This is a genomic window from Bacillus sp. D386, assembly GCF_006346415.1.
Genome location: NZ_VEMV01000003.1, coordinates 401,639 through 421,092, shown reverse-complemented (window position 1 = coordinate 421,092; position 19,454 = coordinate 401,639). Strand labels below are relative to the sequence as shown.

General features: G+C 39.6%; 15 protein-coding genes and 1 pseudogene. All 16 read right to left on the bottom strand.

The annotated features are described in order from the left end of the window. Window positions 1-78: 78 nt before the first annotated feature. The 16 genes and pseudogenes from chvE (FHY45_RS10850) to FHY45_RS10775 all read right to left on the bottom strand — a co-directional run bounded on the left by chvE (FHY45_RS10850) (window position 79) and on the right by FHY45_RS10775 (window position 19,418). The gene (gene chvE, locus FHY45_RS10850) at window positions 79-1,158 is read right to left on the bottom strand and encodes a multiple monosaccharide ABC transporter substrate-binding protein (RefSeq protein WP_066103515.1); all 1,080 of its coding nucleotides are present in this window, start codon (window positions 1,156-1,158) and stop codon (window positions 79-81) included. Between the two features lie 107 nt (window positions 1,159-1,265). Then, window positions 1,266-2,345, bottom strand: coding sequence for a multiple monosaccharide ABC transporter substrate-binding protein (chvE, locus tag FHY45_RS10845; protein WP_066103512.1), 1,080 nt, complete (start codon window positions 2,343-2,345; stop codon window positions 1,266-1,268). Between the two features lie 221 nt (window positions 2,346-2,566). Beyond that, complete coding sequence (locus tag FHY45_RS10840; protein ID WP_373925472.1) at window positions 2,567-3,634, bottom strand: GntR family transcriptional regulator; 1,068 nt, start codon at window positions 3,632-3,634, stop codon at window positions 2,567-2,569. Window positions 3,635-4,042: 408 nt separating this feature from the next. After that, window positions 4,043-4,614: pseudogene (locus FHY45_RS10835) on the bottom strand (nucleotidyltransferase family protein). A 184-nt stretch (window positions 4,615-4,798) separates the two neighbouring features. Further along, window positions 4,799-5,971, bottom strand: a complete 1,173-nt coding sequence (locus tag FHY45_RS10830; protein ID WP_139891871.1) for an acyl-CoA dehydrogenase family protein — start codon at window positions 5,969-5,971, stop codon at window positions 4,799-4,801. 46 nt (window positions 5,972-6,017) lie between these two features. Beyond that, entirely contained in the window at window positions 6,018-7,196 is a 1,179-nt protein-coding gene (locus FHY45_RS10825; protein ID WP_373925476.1) for an acyl-CoA dehydrogenase family protein, read from the bottom strand. A gap of 36 nt (window positions 7,197-7,232) precedes the next feature. Next, complete coding sequence (locus tag FHY45_RS10820; protein WP_139891870.1) at window positions 7,233-8,522, bottom strand: acetyl-CoA hydrolase/transferase family protein; 1,290 nt, start codon at window positions 8,520-8,522, stop codon at window positions 7,233-7,235. 3 nt (window positions 8,523-8,525) lie between these two features. After that, window positions 8,526-9,719, bottom strand: a complete 1,194-nt coding sequence (locus tag FHY45_RS10815; RefSeq protein ID WP_139891869.1) for a thiolase family protein — start codon at window positions 9,717-9,719, stop codon at window positions 8,526-8,528. 32 nt (window positions 9,720-9,751) lie between these two features. Further along, entirely contained in the window at window positions 9,752-10,927 is a 1,176-nt protein-coding gene (locus FHY45_RS10810) for an acyl-CoA dehydrogenase family protein (protein WP_139891868.1), read from the bottom strand. A gap of 149 nt (window positions 10,928-11,076) precedes the next feature. Next, window positions 11,077-11,859 (bottom strand): enoyl-CoA hydratase/isomerase family protein, encoded by a 783-nt coding sequence (locus FHY45_RS10805; protein WP_139891867.1) that lies wholly within the window; start codon window positions 11,857-11,859, stop codon window positions 11,077-11,079. 47 nt (window positions 11,860-11,906) lie between these two features. Continuing rightward, a complete protein-coding gene (locus FHY45_RS10800; RefSeq protein WP_139891866.1) occupies window positions 11,907-12,689 on the bottom strand; it encodes an enoyl-CoA hydratase/isomerase family protein in 783 nt (260 codons plus the stop codon). A 22-nt stretch (window positions 12,690-12,711) separates the two neighbouring features. Beyond that, complete coding sequence (locus tag FHY45_RS10795) at window positions 12,712-13,482, bottom strand: 3-hydroxyacyl-CoA dehydrogenase (RefSeq protein WP_139891865.1); 771 nt, start codon at window positions 13,480-13,482, stop codon at window positions 12,712-12,714. A 48-nt stretch (window positions 13,483-13,530) separates the two neighbouring features. After that, a complete protein-coding gene (locus tag FHY45_RS10790; protein WP_139891864.1) occupies window positions 13,531-14,682 on the bottom strand; it encodes a thiolase family protein in 1,152 nt (383 codons plus the stop codon). A 13-nt stretch (window positions 14,683-14,695) separates the two neighbouring features. Further along, the gene (locus FHY45_RS10785) at window positions 14,696-15,832 is read right to left on the bottom strand and encodes an acyl-CoA dehydrogenase family protein (RefSeq protein WP_066103491.1); all 1,137 of its coding nucleotides are present in this window, start codon (window positions 15,830-15,832) and stop codon (window positions 14,696-14,698) included. A gap of 264 nt (window positions 15,833-16,096) precedes the next feature. After that, the gene (locus tag FHY45_RS10780) at window positions 16,097-17,185 is read right to left on the bottom strand and encodes a CaiB/BaiF CoA transferase family protein (protein ID WP_066103489.1); all 1,089 of its coding nucleotides are present in this window, start codon (window positions 17,183-17,185) and stop codon (window positions 16,097-16,099) included. A gap of 91 nt (window positions 17,186-17,276) precedes the next feature. Next, window positions 17,277-19,418 (bottom strand): sigma 54-interacting transcriptional regulator, encoded by a 2,142-nt coding sequence (locus tag FHY45_RS10775; protein WP_257469026.1) that lies wholly within the window; start codon window positions 19,416-19,418, stop codon window positions 17,277-17,279. Between the last annotated feature and the right edge of the window lie 36 nt (window positions 19,419-19,454).

Here is a 19,454-nt window from a genome sequence, read left to right as displayed (position 1 = left end):
CATTCACCTCAACTGTATAAATTTAGATGCTGTTTAACCGTTTACATTACAATCAAACAGCATCCGCCATCCATTCTGTTAATTGCTTAGCTCTTCTTCTGTGTAATATCCGCTATCGACTAAAATTTCTTTATAATTTTCTTTATCTACTATTACTGGTTCTAAAAGATAAGATGGTACAACCTTGTTTCCATTGTCATATGTTTCAGTGTCATTTACTTCTGCTTCCTTGCCTTTTAGAACTGCATCTGTCATTTCAACTGCTTTTTTAGCCAATGCTCTCGTATCTTTAAAGATGGAAGAGGTTTGTTCACCGGCAATGATTGATTTTACTGATGCCAAATCAGCATCTTGTCCGGTAATAATCGGTAATGGTTTGCTATCCGATCCATAACCAACCCCTTTTAAAGAAGAAATAATACCAATAGCTAATGCATCATTTGGCGATAAGACTGCATCTACACGATCAGATGAATATTGTGAACTTAGTAAGTTGTCCATACGAGTTTGCGCTGTTGCGCCATCCCAGCGTAAAGTAGCAATTTGCTTCATATCTGTTTGTTTACTTTTAACAACCAATTTCCCAGAATCTATGTATGGTTTTAGAACAGACATTGCACCATCATAGAAAAAGTATGCGTTGTTATCGTCTGGAGATCCGCCAAACAATTCAATATTAAATGGTCCTTTGCCGTCCTTAAGACCAAGCTTTTCTTCAATATAAGAGCCTTGTAAAACACCAACTTTGTAGTTATCAAATGTGGCATAATAACTCACATTATCTGTCCCTTTAATTAAGCGGTCATAGGATATAACCTTAATATCCTGGTCAGCTGCTTTTTGAAGAACTTCTGTCAATGATTCCCCATCAATAGAGGCGACTACTAAAATATCTACTCCTTTAGTAATCATATTTTCAATTTGGGCAATTTGATTTTCAATGACATCTTCGCCATATTGAAGATCTGTTTTGTAGCCTAGCTTTTCAAACTCTTCGACCATATTTTCTCCATCAAATACCCAACGCTCTGATGACTTTGTCGGCATAGCGATTCCAACAAACCCTTTTTCATCACCGCTGGATTTTTCATCGCTGCCACATGCTGCTAAGGTAAGTACCAGTGCAAACATCATCATTGCAGTAACAAATTTTCTCATGTTTTGAACCTCTCCCTTTTGATAAAAATAAAGGTTTCTAATTTATGCTAGCCCCATAAAGCTTGGAATATAGAAACCTTTGAAAAAAACGAGACCCACTATTTCTTTTATTTGCTTAATTCTTCTTCTGTGTAATATCCGCTATCTACTAAAATTTCTTTGTAATTCTCTTTATCAACTGAAACCGGTTCCAATAGATAAGAAGGTACAACCTTATTTCCATTGTCATATGTTTCAGTATCATTTACTTCCGCTTCCTTACCTTTTAGAACTGCATCAGCCATCTCCACTGCTTTTTTAGCTAATGCTCTCGTATCTTTAAAGATGGTTGAGGTTTGCTCACCGGCAATAATAGATTTTACTGATGCCAACTCAGCATCCTGTCCAGTAATTATTGGTAATGGTTTACTTCCAGTTCCATAACCAACCCCTTTAAGAGAAGAAATAATACCGATACTGATTCCATCAAATGGAGATAAAACGGCATCTACACGATCAGTTGAATATTGTGAACTTAGCAAGTTGTCCATACGAGATTGTGCAGTTGCGCCATCCCAACGCAAAGTAGCAATTTGCTTCATATCTGTTTGTTTGCTTTTAACAACCAATTTCCCTGAGTCTATGTATGGCTTTAAGACAGACATTGCACCATCATAGAAAAAGTATGCATTGTTATCATCTGGAGACCCGCCAAACAACTCAATATTAAAAGGTCCTTTGCCGTCCTTAAGTCCTAGCTTGTCTTCAATGTAGGAGGCTTGTAGAACACCAACCTTGAAGTTATCAAATGTGGCATAATAACTCACATTATCTGTCCCTTTGATTAATCGGTCATAGGAAATAACTTTAATATCTTGATCAGCCGCTTTTTGAAGGACTTCTGTTAAAGATTCCCCATCAATAGAGGCAACTACTAAAATGTCTACTTCTTTAGTAATCATGTTTTCAATTTGGGCAATTTGATTTTCAATAACGTCTTCGCCATATTGCAGATCTGTCTTGTAGCCTAACTTTTCAAATTCCTTGACCATATTTTCTCCATCAAATACCCAGCGCTCCGATGACTTTGTTGGCATGGCAATTCCAACAAACCCTTTTTCTTCCCCACTGGATTTTTCATCGCTGCCACATGCCGCTAAGGTAAATACCAGTACAAACATCATCATTGCAGTAACAAACTTCCTCATGTTATTAACCACTCCCTTTTGTAAAATAAGGCTCTCATTCAATTTATTCCCAAAACATTATGAATATAGAAACCTTTCAAAATAATGCATGCGCTTACATTAATATCATACTACTTGTTAGTACAAGTACGCTACATAAATTATTCTCCTTTGCATATTTTTTACAACCATTTGTGAACAAAATAAAAAACCCATTTTGGTGGGTTTTTAAAAAGAAATTCCTATAATTTTCTCGTTGAATTTCGTAATATTAACTCTGGTTTATAACGGATTGAAGGATCTCCATCTACTTTATTTTCAATCAGCTGGATAATTGTTTCTGCAGCTTGTCTACCCATTTCAAATTGTGGATGTCTGATGGTCGTTAATTTCACTTCAGATGCAGTCGCTAAATTTGAGTCATCGAACCCTACAATGGATAGATCATCAGGTACACTAATTCCATATTCCCTAATAACATCAAGAGCAGACAAAGCTATTTCATCGTTATAACAGAAAAGCCCTGTAGGTCTTTGTTCAGAATTTAGAAGACCCATAAATTCTTCATTCAGTACTTTATCTTTTTCTATTGTTGTACAAGGTAGGATCATATTGGGTAAGATGGGGATGCTATACTCCCTATGCGCTTTGATAAATCCCTGCATCCTCTTAACACCTTGCTGGTCATCCGTTTTAAAAATACCAGCAATGCGTCCATGCCCCAATTTAATCAAATGTTCTGTTGCCATATAAGCGCCTAATTCATCATCTACCGTTAATCTATAAGGGTGTAGCTCTGGATAATAAGCATTAATCATTAAATATGGTATTTTTTTCCTCTCTAAATTTAAATAATATTTCAGGTTCGGATTATAATAATTACTTTTAGTCGGTTCTACAATTAAACCGGCAATCCCCCTGTTTGAAATATTCTCCAAACACAACTTTTCTTTATTTAAATCATTATTTGTACTATAAAGGAGCAGAGTATATCCTTTACTGCTTAGATAGGACTCAACTCCATTAATGATGGAGGGGAAGATGTAATTGGATATATATGTAGTCAAAAGAGCAATTGTTTTTTCAGATGGTTGATTTGTGTTCCGGTCAGCACAAAAGGTGCCTGAACCTTGCTCTGTATACAACCAGCCTTCATTTACAAGATCATTAATTGCTTTACGCACTGTATGTCTGCTAACTCCAAATTGCTGAGTTAAACTATATTCAGAACTTATACGCTGATCGGGTATATAATCGCCTTCTTCGATGAGCTTCTTAATCTCCATCTTTACTTGTTCGTATTTTTTCATTATATGAATCACCCCTCACTATGAACAAACGCGAATCATGAATAGTTTACCATAACTTGTAAGTACATGTTAGAGGCGTGAGTCATCCAATTCTTACGATTCTGTAGAGTTTTATAGTTACAGTTTGATTGCCCATTTCAGCTTCCCTGCTAAATAACCTTGAATATACCCCATGTTTATTCTCAAACAGTTCCCTATGTGTACCTGTCTCAATTACTTTTCCATTTTCCATAAAAATAATTCGGTCGGCTGATAGGACAGTGGAAAGTCGATGTAAAATGATCAGGATGGTTTGCGAATTTTACATTTCAAAAAAAAGAGGAGATTAATAAACGGTAAAATATCAAAATGATAGATTTTATAGAGATACTATTAAAAAGAGGGAACGTAAATGAGAGTCTATCATTCTTAATCAGATATATCGCGAACTTCAATTTTATGCCAAATAGACTTCCAATTCTTTTTTGAAATTCGGTCCTTATAAATAACAGCCAGTTCTTTTGACTCACGAAAATGGGGAGTTGGCTTAACCTCTAAATTTATGACATCATCTAATCCATATGGAGCAATAAGGATTAATTTATTCTCATGATCTAACTTTATCCCTAGAGCTGTCGCTGTTTCTGGGAATTTTGATATGGCATCTTGCGAAGAAGTATATGGAGAAAAGTTATTAATCGTATGCATTCTAGCCTCATTTTTCACAGACCAAGGTATATTAGGCATAATACTAATCAATTTATCTCAAATTCTTTTTCCATATCCTCATTAATTATTGATTTATCAAAATAGATAACATCAACATCCGGTGTTTCAGTACGATCTTTAAATCCGTGCAAAGCATCCCAAATCTTTGAACGTATAAATCCTGCACATATCCACCAGTCAGGTAAATTTAATGTGCTTACAGCCTTTATAATCTCCATCATTTTTTCATCGTTTTGAATTAACCTAATAACATCTGCTTCATTCTTTAACATCTTAAAACCACCCACCTTCCACAATCGAACATATATTCCAATTTTAACAAAAAATATAATCAGTATGCCGTAATATTTTATGCTTTTAAAAAAACACCTCAAAGCAAAAAAATAGATTCCACTCATCCGTTGGAATCCTGCCCATTTTTATTTTGATATCCATGCCTGTCTGTCTTAATAAGAATTATGTATACATCATTTGTGAATGATTATAGAAATCTTTCTTTATTTGAGCAGCAATGATATTTTTCTGGATTTCTGAAGTACCTTCATAAATTTTGGTGATTCTTGCATCACGATAAAATCGCTCGATTGGATATCCTTTCATATATCCTAGGCCTCCATGAATCTGAACGGCTTTATCAGCTACTCGATTAAATATTTCTGAACCTAGCAATTTAGACATAGCCGCTTCTTTAACAACATTCTTTCCTTGGTCTACCATCCAGGCAACCTTATAGGTTAATGCACGGAGCGATTCAATGTCCAAGGCCATATCAGCCAAATAGTGCTGGATGATTTGCTGTTCAAAAATCGGCTTTCCGAATTGGTGCCGTTCAAATGCATATTGGACCGATAATTCCAATAATTTTTGACAGGATCCAAGATTCCTAGCGGCCAGACCTACGCGGCCATTAGCTAGAATCTTTAGAGCATTCACATATCCCATTCCTTCTTGCCCCAGAATATGATCTGCCGGAACCTCGCAGTCTTCAAAAAAGATTTCGAAAGAATGAGAGCCTCTCAAGCCCATTTTTTCTTCCTTTTTCCCAATAATCATTCCTTTTGTACCCTTTTCAATCAAAAAGGAAGTAATTCCTTTAGGACCTGCAGCCGGATTGGTCACAGCCATCACGGTAAATAAACCGGCAATTGATGCATTTGTTATATAGTGCTTGGACCCATTTAGAAGATAGCTGTCTCCTTTTCGAACGGCTCTCGTTCTAATCGCAGCAGCATTTGAACCAGCTTCAGGCTCTGTTAAAGCAAATGCACCAATTAATTCTCCAGTTGCCATTTTGGGTAAATATTTTTGCTTCTGTCTATCATTTCCCATCTCAACAACCCCAACAGAGCCAATACCGGTATGTGCTCCAATGATGGTCGTATAGCCATTATGCGTACGGCCAAGCTCCTCATATATGGCACATTTTCCAACCATATCGAGGCCAAGTCCGCCATAGCCTTCCGGAATACTCAAACCAAATAGACCCATGTCCCTGCTTAGCTGCATGATGTCCTCAGGTATATGATCATTTTTCTCGATTAAGTCTGCTTTCGGATCGACCGTTTCATCAATGAAATGTTTGATCATCTTTTTCATTTTTATCGTTTCATCTGATAAGGTAAAGTCCAAACTCGTTCTCTCCCTTCTCTTCTTTTTAATTTGATCTATCCAGCTTTCAAGTGAGTCCCAATTGTTTAGAGATAATGACCTTCATAATTTCATTCGAGCCTGCAAAAATGGATGTGACTGGTATATCTCTATACCGTCTGGCAATTTTGTATTCCTCCATATAGCCATAACCGCCATGAAGCTGCATACATTGGGTGGAGACACGTTTTGCCATCTCTGTCGTCCACCATTTAGCCATACTTACTTCCTTCACAATTTCTTTTCCATCAATATGTTTTTTGATTAAATCATCGACAAAAGTCCGACCAAACTTTATTTCTGTAGCAATTTCGGCCAGCGTAAATTGAGTGTTCTGAAATTGGCTGATTGGCTTTCCAAAGGCATCTCTCTCTTTTACATATTGTATGGTTAATTGAAGCATATCTTCAGCAGCTACGACCGCATTTGTTGCGCATAAGAGCCGTTCCTCCTGAAGATTCATCATCATATAGCGGAAGCCTTTTCCTTCTTCTCCTAATCGATTTGAGACTGGCACTATACAATCTTCAAATATTAGCCCACTCGTATCCTGGCTGTGCATTCCCACCTTATTTAACTTCCTCCCACGCGTAAACCCTGGGGTATCTCGTTCAACTAATATAAGACTGATTCCTTTATGTCTTGGTTCAGCTTTTGGATCCGTTTTACAGGCAACAATTATCAAATCAGAATGGATTCCATTTGTAATAAATGTTTTCTGACCATTTAATATATACTGATTACCTTTACGGATAGCCGTCGTTTGGATGCTTGCCAAATCTGATCCAGCCCCTGGTTCTGTCATTGCAATCGAAGTAATCAGTTCCCCTTTAACGCATTTTTTCAAAAATCTATGCTTTTGTTCCTCATTGCCAAATGTATGTAAATAAGGAACAATGATATTGCTGTGAGTTCCTATGCCCGTCAAACCAGCTCCTATTTTTGCTAATTCTTCACTTAAAATAATAGCAAAGCCAAAATCAGTACCCATTCCGCCATACTCCACACTGACCCACGGGCAAATAAAACCTTGTTCACCCATCTTCTCCCAAAAGGATCGAGGGATCAATCTCTCCTCTTCCCATGTTTCAAAATAGGGAACAGCTTCTTTTTGTAAAAAACTCACGAGTGATTTCCTGAACATTTCATGTTCATCAGTAAAAAATGGCCGTCTTGCCCTTTTTATCTGATCCTGTTTCACCTTGATTGACACCTAAACCCCTCCATGTAAAAAAGATTATTGCTACAACTGTGATGTAAGATTAGCACTTAAACTTTCTCTGAAATTCGGGTGTACGATGTTCAGCATTTGCTGTCTTCGTTCTTTAAGTGATTTGCCAAACAAGGAAGCAATTCCGTACTCTGTCACAATATAATCAATCTCTGATTTTAAGGATGTAACAGAAGATACAGTATTTTTTATTCTCGACCTAGTACCTCCCATTGCAGTCGCTGGAAGGGCAATAATAGCTTTTCCACCTTTTGAAAGTCTGGCCCCACGAATAAAATCCATTTGGCCGCCAACTCCAGCTAATGGATAATTGCCAATTTGCTCAGCATTTATTTGTCCTGTCAAATCGACTTCCAAAGCTGAGTTAATTGAATAGAAATCCGTAATCTTTGAAATTTGTAAGCTATTATGTGTAAAATCTGCTGGGTATAAGCAAATATCCTTATTGAGGTTGGCGAAGCTATATAACTGCTGACTTCCATTTAAAGTGGTACAAACCGTTTTACCAGTCATCACTTCTTTTCTTTCATTAGTAATAACTCCTCGCTTCATCATTTCCATGACACCGTCTGTTATAGTACCGGAATGAACACCCAATCCCTTCTTTTCCTTAAGGGCCAAAAGAACGGCATCTGCAATTCTACCTATCCCAACTTGAATCGTTGCATAATCAGGGATTAATTGTGCAACATTTTTACCGATTGCCTCTTCTATTTTGTTTGGAATTCCAGATGAAATCGTCAATAAACTATCATTTGATTCAACAAAATAATCAATCTCTGATACATGAATTTCTGAATCCCCAAATGTCCTGGGAAGATTGCTATTGACCTGAGCAATGACTTTACCAGCATGTTTACTAAGTGAATGGATAATATCGACTGAGATTCCCAGATTACAATAACCATTTTGATTGGGAGGAGTAACCTGAATCATGGCAAAATCAATTTTATTTGTTTCCACCCATACCGGTAACTCGGATAAATTCAAAGGTATATAATCACCATTTCCTGCATGAAAAACTCCCTTTAATAATGAAGATCCAAGGAATGTCCTGATAAAAAAATGAGGATTCCCCTCCGATTCAGCATACAAGCAGGGACTTCCAACAATACAAGTGTATAAATTTAATAAACAAAACCGTTCCTTTTGCCGAATAAGTTCCTTTACCAGCTGTTGCGGTTCATTACAAAAAGGTGCCAAAAAGACATTGTGAGAGGAGTCTATAAGAGAGATTGCTTTTTCTGCAGTGACGATACGTGAACGGTAAAGATCCAAATCCAACTCTTTCTTCTCTTGCATGGCCTAAACCTGGAGATTCTCAACAATGGAGGATATTCCCAAACCTCCGCCGATGCAAAAGGTGACCAATCCATATTTTTCTCCCCTGCGCTCCATTTCATGAATAAGCTTGGTCATTAAAATACCTCCAGTACCTCCGATTGGATGGCCAAGCGCAATCGCTCCGCCATTTACATTCAATCGCCTCAAATCCAAATCCATTTCTTTAATCACAGCTAAGGTTTGAGCAGCGAATGCTTCGTTTAATTCTATCAGCCCTATATCCTCTAACTTCAATCCGGCTAGCTTCAGTGCTTTTCTCGTAGCTGGTGCAGGACCGATTCCCATAATATCTGGAGAAACACCGGCAACTGCCTGAGCAATGATTTTTGCTTTACATTTATAGCCCTTTTGAATAGCTGTTTCTTCTGCCATTAGCATAACCAACCCCGCGCCATCATTCCGTCCGCTTGAATTCCCTGCCGTTACAGTCCCATTTTTCTTAAAAACAGGTTTAAGCCGCGCCAATTGCTCCATACTCGTTTTTCTTGGATGTTCATCCACTTTAAATATTTCTGTCCCTTTCTTCGTCTTTATCTGATATGGAATGATCTGATCATTAAACAGGCCAGAAGAAATAGCACGTTCAGCCTTTTCTTGACTTAAAAGCGCATATTCATCCTGCTCTTCTCTGGTGATTGAATATTTTTCGGCAAGGTTTTCTGCTGTCATCCCCATGGTTAAATGACCGTATGTCTCGATTGGTTGTGCACGCGGCTGACTTTCCGTATTGGAATCAAGGATTTCCGTATTACCTGTGCCAAACCCATAACGAGCATTACGTAAATAGAATGGTGCCTGACTCATACTTTCAGCACCACCGGCAATTACTATGTCCGATAAACCGCACATGATTTGCTGGACACCATTATGAATAGCCTGCACTCCTGATCCGCATTGGCGATGGACCGTATAACCCGGTGTTTCTATTGCAAGTCCGGCACGCAATAAAGCTAATCTTGCCAGGTTTGGCTGATCTGTGCTTTGTTTCGCCTGACCAATAATGACTTCATCAATCTCATCTTTCTGTACTCCTGTGCGTTCAATCAATCCGTTTATGGTGGCAGAAGCAAGATAATCCACTTCCTCATTTTTTAAAGATCCGCCTATCCTGCCAACCGCCGTCCGAACAGCCTCAACAATCACCGCATTTCTCATACTACATCCTCCCATCAACCTTGAGTATCATACTAGTAAGACTTAGGCAAACCTAAGACATGCTCCGCTACATAAGAAAGAATCATATTGGTTGAAATTGGTGCCACTTGATAAAGGCGTGTTTCTCTGAATTTCCTTTCTACATCATATTCAGCCGCAAAACCAAATCCTCCAAACGTTTGCAGTGCTGTGTTAGCAGCATCCCAAGACGCATCAGCGGCAAGCAATTTTGACATATTCGCCTCAGCCCCACATTTTATACCTAGATCAAATAGCCTTGATGCCTCCTTACGCATTAAGTCCGCTGCCTCTATTTGGATATGTGCCTTCGCCAACGGGAATTGAATTCCTTGATTTTCCCCAATTTGCCGATCAAAAACGACTCTTTCGTTTGCATATTGAGTTGCTTTCTCTATAAACCATCGTCCATCCCCTATACATTCGGCCGCAATTAATATTCGTTCTGCATTCATACCATCTAAAATATAGGAAAAACCTTTTCCTTCTTCACCAATCAAATTTTCGGCTGGTACCTTTAAATTTTCGATAAATAATTCAGTGGTAGAATGGTTCATCATCGTCTGAATGGGACGGATGGTAATACCATTGTTTATTGCTTCCTTCAAATCAACAAGCAGAACAGATAATCCTTCCGTTTTTTTCTTAATTTGACTGACTGGCGTAGTCCTCACTAGCAGCATCATTAAATCAGAATGCTCTGTTCTTGAAATAAAGACTTTCTGACCATTCACGACATAATGATCTCCTCTTCTTTCTGCAAAGGTCCGTAATTTAGTCGTATCGGTTCCTGTCGTTGGTTCTGTGACTCCAAAAGCCTGCAATCGTAATGTACCGTCAGCAATACGAGGTAAATAGTTTGACTTTTGTCGCTGGTTTCCATGCCGGGCTAACGTCCCCATTATGTACATTTGAGCGTGACAGGCACCAGCATTGCCTCCACTTCGATTAATTTCTTCAAGAATAATAGAAGCCTCCGCAATCCCTAATCCGGATCCACCAAACTCCTCTGGGATCAAAGCTGATAGAAAACCATTTCTCGTTATTTCATTTACAAACTCTTCAGGGTATGCATTTTTCATGTCTAGCTCTCTCCAATAAGAGCCGGAGAATCGTTGACATACTCTTCGTACACTGTGACGCAGCTCTTTATTAAATTGGATTGTTTTTTCCAGCGGAACAGATTTCACCAATCTCACCTCCTATCACCTATTGTTTACTTAACACGTCTAACCAAGAGAAAAATTAGAATAAGTGCTCCTGTTTATACAATTTATTAATGTTTGCTTAAAGGTAGCTCACCGGAAACATATTTTAATAATGACAGGCTCTCCTGATTTTACTTACCGATAAACTTAGGCGACCGTTTCTCGACGAATGCTCTTACTCCCTCAAGTCGATCCGAGGTTGATAAACATCGGTTATAGTACTCTTGTTCTATAATTTTTGCTTCATTATTCTTTAATACAAACAAGGAATCTATTGCTGCTTTTGCTTGCTGGACAGCTATAGGGGCATTACGGGCAATACCCACAGCAAATTCGAGTGCTAATTCATATAATTCAGCAGAACTGGTCATCCTGTTCAATAATCCATCCTTTTCCGCTTCTAAAGCCGACACAATCCGTCCTGTACATATCCATTCCTTTGCACGGTGAACCGGTATTCGCTTTGATAGCAATCTCGTTCCGCCACACCCAGGCATAATTCCACGCGTCACTTCTGGCAATCCAAACTGTGCCGTATCTGCCGCAATTAAAAAATCACAATTCAAAACGAGTTCAAATCCTCCAGCCAACGCATACCCATCCACTACCGCGATAACCGGTTGCTTAAGAGATGCTATAGCAGTGAACATTTCCCGAAATAGCTGGTGCTGATTTTTCCACTCTTCCTCATTCAGCTCGTTGCGCTCCTTCAAATCTGCACCGGTACAAAAAGCTTTCTTATTGGACGATGTGATTAAAACCACCCTTGCATCACTTTCAGAAATAATTTGAGTCGCGCCAAGAATTTCTTTAGCCATCTCTGTATCAAAGGCATTAAGCGCTTTAGGTCTGTTTAATCGTATTTCGGCTATATGCCCCTCCACACCGACCCGTTTCCATTCAACATACTTCATACAGATGATTCCCCCAGACTTCTTCCCAATAGCAAACACTTACATGCTTATTGATGAGTAAATACCGGACGGCGTTTTTCAAGGAATGCAGTTACTCCCTCTTTCATATCCTCTGTTGTAAAGATTTCCTGGAACAGGTTTGATTCCAATTCGAGCCCATCCTGTAATTGGCTATCTGTTCCCTCATTAACTGCCTGCTTGATTCTTCGTAAAGCCTGAAGAGAATGCCTGCTGATTTTCCGGGCCAGTTTGCGGGCAGCTTCAATCCCTTCTTCATCTGTAGCAATTTGATTAATGATCCCGAGCTGAAGCGCTTCTTCAGCCGTTATCGAATCGCCTGTAAACATCAGCTCTTTTGCTTTAGCTGAACCGATTAAACGGGGCAGCCTTTGCGTTCCCCCTCCACCTGGAAATAGGCCGAGCTTCACTTCAGGCAAGCCAAGTTGGGCCGTCTCCTTGACAATACGCAGATCACAGACAAGTGCAAGTTCAAATCCACCGCCCAGTGTTATTCCATTTAAATAGGCAATAGTAGGCTTTGGAAAATCGGATATCAATCGAAAAACCTCATTTTTCTTACTGGGCTGTTTTTTGGCTTCCGTGCTTTGGTTGATCATGTTGGGGAACTCCTTAATATCTGCTCCCGCCATAAATGCCCGGTCACCTTCCCCTGTTAAAATAACCGTAACCACTGAATGGTCATCTCTCAGTTCAGTAAAGGCATCACAAAGCTCACTTGCCAGTAGTTCACTCAAAACATTCATCGGTGGATTATTAATGACGACCGTTGCGACATTATTCTCTTTTTCAACACGCAGCAATGAATACATAGCACTGCCTCCTCTTAATCTATTATTTTGGCTGCATACGAATTGCCCCATCCAGGCGAATTGTTTCTCCATTCAGCATTGGATTTTCAATAATACTTTTGACGAGCATGGCATATTCTGAGGGATATCCGAGCCTTGGCGGGAATGGTACCATCGCACCGAGGGCACTCCTGGCCTGCTCTGGTAATCCCCCAAACAAAGGTGTGTCAATCAAGCCCGGAGCAATCGTCATAACACGAACTCCGCTTCTCGCTAAATCTCTTGCCAACGGCAAGGTCATGCCAACAATTCCACCCTTTGAAGCACTATAGGCTGCTTGGCCAATTTGTCCATCAAAAGCTGCTACTGAAGCTGTATTAATGACAACACCTCTTTCCCCTTCTTCATTAGGTTCATTCTTAATCATTTGTTCTGCAGCCAGACGAATTACATTAAATGTCCCAACCAAATTGACCTCAATCACTTTTTTAAATCTGCCAAGATCATGAACTTTATCCTTAGAGACGACTTTTTCACCTACTCCAATTCCTGCACAATTGACGACCGTATTGATTTTCCCAAACGTTTCAACACTTTTCTCAATGGCAGTCCGAATCTCATCCTCACTGGTTACATCCGCTTTTACAAAGATCACATTTTCATGACCGAGTGATTCGGCTAATGCCAACCCTTTATCCTCCGAGCGATCGATAATCGTTACTTTCCCGCCATTTTCCACAATATTCTTGACTGTAGCCTCTCCCAGACCCGAAGCTCCACCTGTTACAACAGCAATTATATTTTGCATCTTCATACAACCAACCTCCATTTTTTAGTTTTCAATCATACCTGTTTGATTGTTCTATTCAATTCGTTTGATAATCGTTGCATTGGCCATACCGGCACCCTCGCAAATAGCCTGTAATCCATATCGTCCACCCGTTCTTTCAAGTTCATGCATTAAAGTAACCATGACCCTTGCCCCACTTGCACCAAGAGGATGACCGAGTGCAATCGCTCCTCCGTTTACATTTAACTTATTCATGCTTGCTTCAAGTTCTTCCTTCCAACAGAGCGGAACTGGTGCAAAGGCTTCATTGACTTCATATAAATCCATATCCTGTATCGTCAGTCCTGCTCTATCAAGTGCCATTCTCGTCGCCTCTATCGGTCCAGTTAACATCAGGGTTGGATCGGATCCTACAATCGTTCGGGCAATTATCGAAAATCTTGGTTTTAAGCCTAATTCCAACGCCTTCTCCTTAGACATGATTAACAGGGCTGCAGCTCCGTCACTCATTTGACTGGCATTCCCAGCGTGTATCACACCATTTTCTCTAAAAACTGTAGGCAAAGTGGCCAGCTTTTCAAGAGACGTTCCCCGACGTGGGCCTTCATCCTGTGTAACTAAAGTCTTTGCTCCCAAATCATCCAATACTTCCACTGGCACGATTTCACGATCAAAGCGCCCCTCATTTTGGGCTTGAATAGCTCTCTGATGACTCAATAGAGAAAATTCATCAAGTTGATTGCGGCTAAAGCCCCATTTCTCAGCAATTCTTTCTGCTGATAGTCCTTGATTGATTAATTCATAACGGGAAGACAGCTGTTCACTAGGCTGTGAATGCTTTCTTGTTGAACCCATCGGCACTCGTGACATACTCTCCACTCCACCCGCTATAACGATATCCATATCTCCACTCAAAATGGCTTGTGCGGCAAAATGAACCGCTTGTTGACTGGAACCGCATTGTCGATCAATCGTCGTGCCAGGTACTTTAATGGGGAAATCAGCCATCAAGGCAGCTGAACGTGCAATATTTAACCCTTGTTCTTCCACTTGGGATACACACCCAATAATGACATCCTCAATCAAATCAGAAGAAACACCTGCCCTGTTTACTACTTCTTTTAAAACGTTTGCGAGCAAATCATCCGGGCGGATGGAGCTCAATACTCCATTACGCTTTCCTACCGGTGTTCTGACTGCTTCAACAATTACGGCCTCCCTCATATAACTCTCCCCCTTATAATCCAATTTTTTTAGCGATTATTTGCTTCATAATTTCATTTGTACCTGCATATATCGAGGTGACCGCTATATCCCGATATCTTCTCGCAATCGCATATTCTTCCATAAAACCGTAACCACCGTGCAATTGCATACATTGGCTGACCAATCTCTTTGCCATATCGGTTATCCACCATTTAGCCATGCTCACCTCGGTGACAATATCCTGACCCTCCATATGCCTCACGATTAAACCGTCGATAAATGTACGGCCTATCTCCACCTCAGTCGCCATTTCAGCAATCTTAAATTGTGTATTTTGAAATTCACTGATTGATTTACCAAAGGCAGTCCGCTGTTTGACATAATCAATCGTGATTTTTAACGATTCCTCGGCTGCTGCTAAGGCCTGAATCGCACACATTAACCGCTCCTGCTGAAGTTTGGCCATCAAATAATAGAAGCCTTTATTTTCTTGTCCTAATAAATTACTAACCGGTACTCTTGCATCCTCGAAAATTAACTCAGTCGTTTCACCCGCAAGCTGACCGATTTTATTCAGCTTTTTACCACGTATAAATCCAGGTGTTTCTTTTTCGACTACAATGAGACTGATTCCTTTATGTCCTGCTTCTGGATTTGTTTTACAGGCTACGATGGTTAAGTCGGACCTGAGCCCATTTGATATAAACGTTTTTTGCCCATTAATAATATAGTGATCCCCATCTCTAACAGCTCTTGTCTGCAAATTCCCTAAATCTGATCCCGTTCCCGGCTCAGTCATTGCAATAGCCGTTGAATATTCACCCGTAATGCACTTTGGAATCCATTTTTGTTTTTGTTCTTCTGTACCGAATTCATATAAATATGGAACAACAATATCATTATGTAAAACACATCCTCCAATTCCGCTTCCGACTCTTTCAAACTCCTCAGCAAGAATGACTGAATAGGCAAAATCTGCATTAAACCCACCATATTTTTCATCTGCCCACGGTACAAGAAACCCTTGGTCTCCCAACTTTTTCCACAAATCTCCAGGTGTGCTTTTCTCCTTCTCCCAATCAAGATAGTAAGGAATCACTTCCTTATCTAGAAATTTCCGAACTGATTCACGAAAAATACGATGCTCTTCCTTTAAATAACCGGTCATATTTGTACTCCCTTTCTATTCATAGTCTTATATCTGTACACCCTATATACATGCAATTATCATGCCAACTTGTTAAATGGGTATTCCGCCAGATTGTGAGATTGGTTGTATGAAATCTGTACACCTTCCCATTCATTAGTGTCTCGTTTCGTCCATTGTCGCTTGCTGTAGCAGGTTGGTTTAAACGGCGCCTAGCAAAATACGCTAATTATCAATCTATAAAGAAAAAACTGCCGGTATTCATACACAGCAGTTTACTAGCGTTTATTTTTGATAGGTTCGATTATGCTGGCCAAGCTTTGGATAGGTACCGATTATTTCATTTGAAAATGCTCCTGATTGAAATCCAGTCACCATATATCGATATGAATCTTTCTCGTGAATTAGATTTCTGTCCTTCATATAGATATGTTCGCTTAGCTCATCGGCTTCAAGGACAGGCGCCATGCAGCAATCCACTTCCATAGAGAAATGAATCCATTCCTCGAATGTTTTACTTGCAAACAATTGAACTATTTCCTGATAAACTTCATTTTGCTTAGTCGGCTTAGAAAATTGAGCATTTATCCATACATCCTGTCTTGTTGCCGCGCAAAAATTTCTCCAAAACTTTGTCTCCAACGCACATAACGTCATATACCTGTGATCTTTGGTTTCATAAATCCCATAACAAATCACATTACCATTTAAAGTAGGGATTCCGTTTTTTCTGCCTGTTGCTGATTCAATAAACACATGGTAATTCATTAATGCAGCAGTCGTGTCCAATAAAGCAATATCTAAATAGCTTCCACTGCCTGATCGTTCTCTTTGAAAGAGGGCACCTAGTATAGCTTCGGTTGCTGAAGTTCCACCGATCAAATCAGCAAATGTAAGTGACGGTTGAATGGGTCTGCCATTCCCATCCTTTAACTGAGCTAATACACCGCTAAGAGCCATGTAATTCAAATCATGGCTGCCTAGTTGGTGCATGGTTCCTTTTTGACCATAGCCGGATAAGGAGCAATAAATAAGCGATGGATGCAGGACTTTTATATCTTCGTATCCAAGCCCTAAGCGAGCCATTACACCAGGACGGTAGCTTTCAATTAAAATGTCTGAATTACGGATCAACTCAATCGCCAATTCTTTGTCCGCTTCGTTTTTCAAATCTAGGGCCAAGCTATTTTTATTTCGGTTCATACACCGGAAAAGATAATTTTCTTTTTGATCATCCTCCAATGGCATACGCGCATGATCTCCAGTTGGAGGCTCTATTTTAATGACTTCTGCTCCTAAATCTGCCAGCCGCAGGGTTGCATAGGGTCCGGGCAAGTTTTGGGTGAAATCAACTACTTTAATTCCCTTAAGCATGTACGCTTCCTCCTTAAATTCACCTAATTCATATCCTGTTAAAATATAGAATTTATCCCATCCATAAAGAATGTCTGATTTTCAAACACCTTCATTTCTGCTGTTTTAAGTGGGAAGATTCAGGCAGTAACCAATCATACTTCTTTAGCTTGTCATACAATACAGATCGGCTGATTCCAAGCAGAAGACAGGCCTTACTTTTATTCCCTCCTGACATTTCCAATGCTTTTTGTATGGCCATCTGCTCCGCTTTCTCTAATAAAGGCTGTGTTTCATCTTCCTCCTCTTCATTCAAGAAAAAATCATAGCCAACTTTCTGCAGAATATATTCTGGAATGTCCTCTAGGCCGACTTTGCCATCCTCTGCAAAAATCATGGCTCTCTCCCAAACATTCCGCAATTCCCGGATATTTCCGGGCCAGTCATACTCCAATATTGCTTTCTCGAACAATGGGTTCCACCCTGTAATACTTGTCCCGTTTTGTTTATTAAATTCTTTAATAAAAGCTTCGCTTAGGAGGAGAATATCCTTTTTTCTCCGCCTTAACGGAGGAATCTCGAAGGATATGACATTCAAGCGGTAAAATAAATCCTCCCTAAATTCCCCTTCAGCAACCATTTTTTCCAAGGGACGATTGGTAGCGGCAATGATTCGGACATTTACACTGATCCGTTCTGTTCCGCCTACTCTGTAAAACTCTCTTTCTTGCAGGACACGAAGCAGCTTGGCCTGAATGGGTAAGGACATATCCCCAATCTCATCGAGAAAAAGTGTGCCACCATTAGCCATATCAAATTTGCCGATCTTCCCTTTATGTTTAGCGCCTGTAAAAGCGCCTTCTTCATATCCAAAAAACTCTGACTCCAATAAATGCTCTGGTATAGCTGCGCAGTTCACCGTAATAAACGGACCCTTTCCAAATGGACTGGCACTATGGATGGCATGGGCAAACAACTCTTTACCTGTTCCGCTTTCCCCAAAAATTAATACCGTGGTCTTTACCTTGGCTGCTTTCATCCCACTCCTCATAAGCTTATCCATTTGCTTATCGTGTGACAGGATTTGATCAAAAGTAAATCTTGATTTCTCAAGCTTGGTAGGATTCAGATTCTTCCTATCATTTATCTCTGCACTTTTGAATAACTCACGGACTTCGTGCAGTTGGCGATAAACGATTTTACCAATGGCACCGATAATTTGCTCATCCTGATAAACGGGTATACGGTGAACGATATAGTCTATTCCTTTAACCTGCATAAACTCACTTACTTCCGCTACACCCGTTTTCATCACATGCGGCAAATGAAGATGTGGTAAAACCGATTCGATTTCCCTCATATCCAATTGCTGTTCATAAAGATCAAACAGCTCAATTAACGAGGGGCTGATAAAAGTAACTTCTTCGTTTTCATTAATCATGACGAGGCCATCATAAGCATTATGGATAACTGATTGCAAAAGGGTTTTCCATTTCTTTTGAAATTTTAATTCTCTTGTTAAATTCTCTAATTCAGATACATTTTGAAAAAGTGTGATATACCCCTGTTTACCATTTTCTAAATCATACTTCGACAGACGTACCATATAATGTTCGGATTGAAAAACCATTGGAAAATGAGCTTCCATTTTCTCGGAAAAGTGATCTAATTGAGGGATATAAATCTCGAGGTTCTCATTGATGAGTGATGAATAAGGGATTCCAATCATCTCAGTGATTTTTTCATTCACAAAGATAATTTGATTTTTTCCATCTGTCATAATGGCTCCCAAATTGGATGTTTGTAAAACTTTTTCAAGCTGTTCTTTTAATAATTTCGTTTCTCTCACGTAATTCATAACCGCATTTGTTTTTGTAAAAATACCTACAGGTGCACCCTGTTTGTTCACAACAATCCCCGTGCCAACCCTGCTTTTTGATATTAACTTTTCCAACAGTTCAGCGTTCACATCCTCCAAAACCGTTCCTACATCTTTTTTGATATACTCACTGATTGTCGTATCTTTTGAAACATCAGACAGAATCATTTGGTACAATGAACTTCTTGTAAATACGCCAATCAGTTTACCTGAACTGTTTGTCACCGGGATTGTATTCCACTTTTGCTTGTACATGATAGATAGCGCTTCCATCAATGTGTTCGTTGGTGATAAACAATGTTCGAGCGGACTCATAATTTCTTTAACGGGCTTTATAGTTTTCTCCCCCTTTAAGATTCTATATACGTTTTCCACAAATACGTGTAAAACTCCTCTAAATATAGGAAGGGA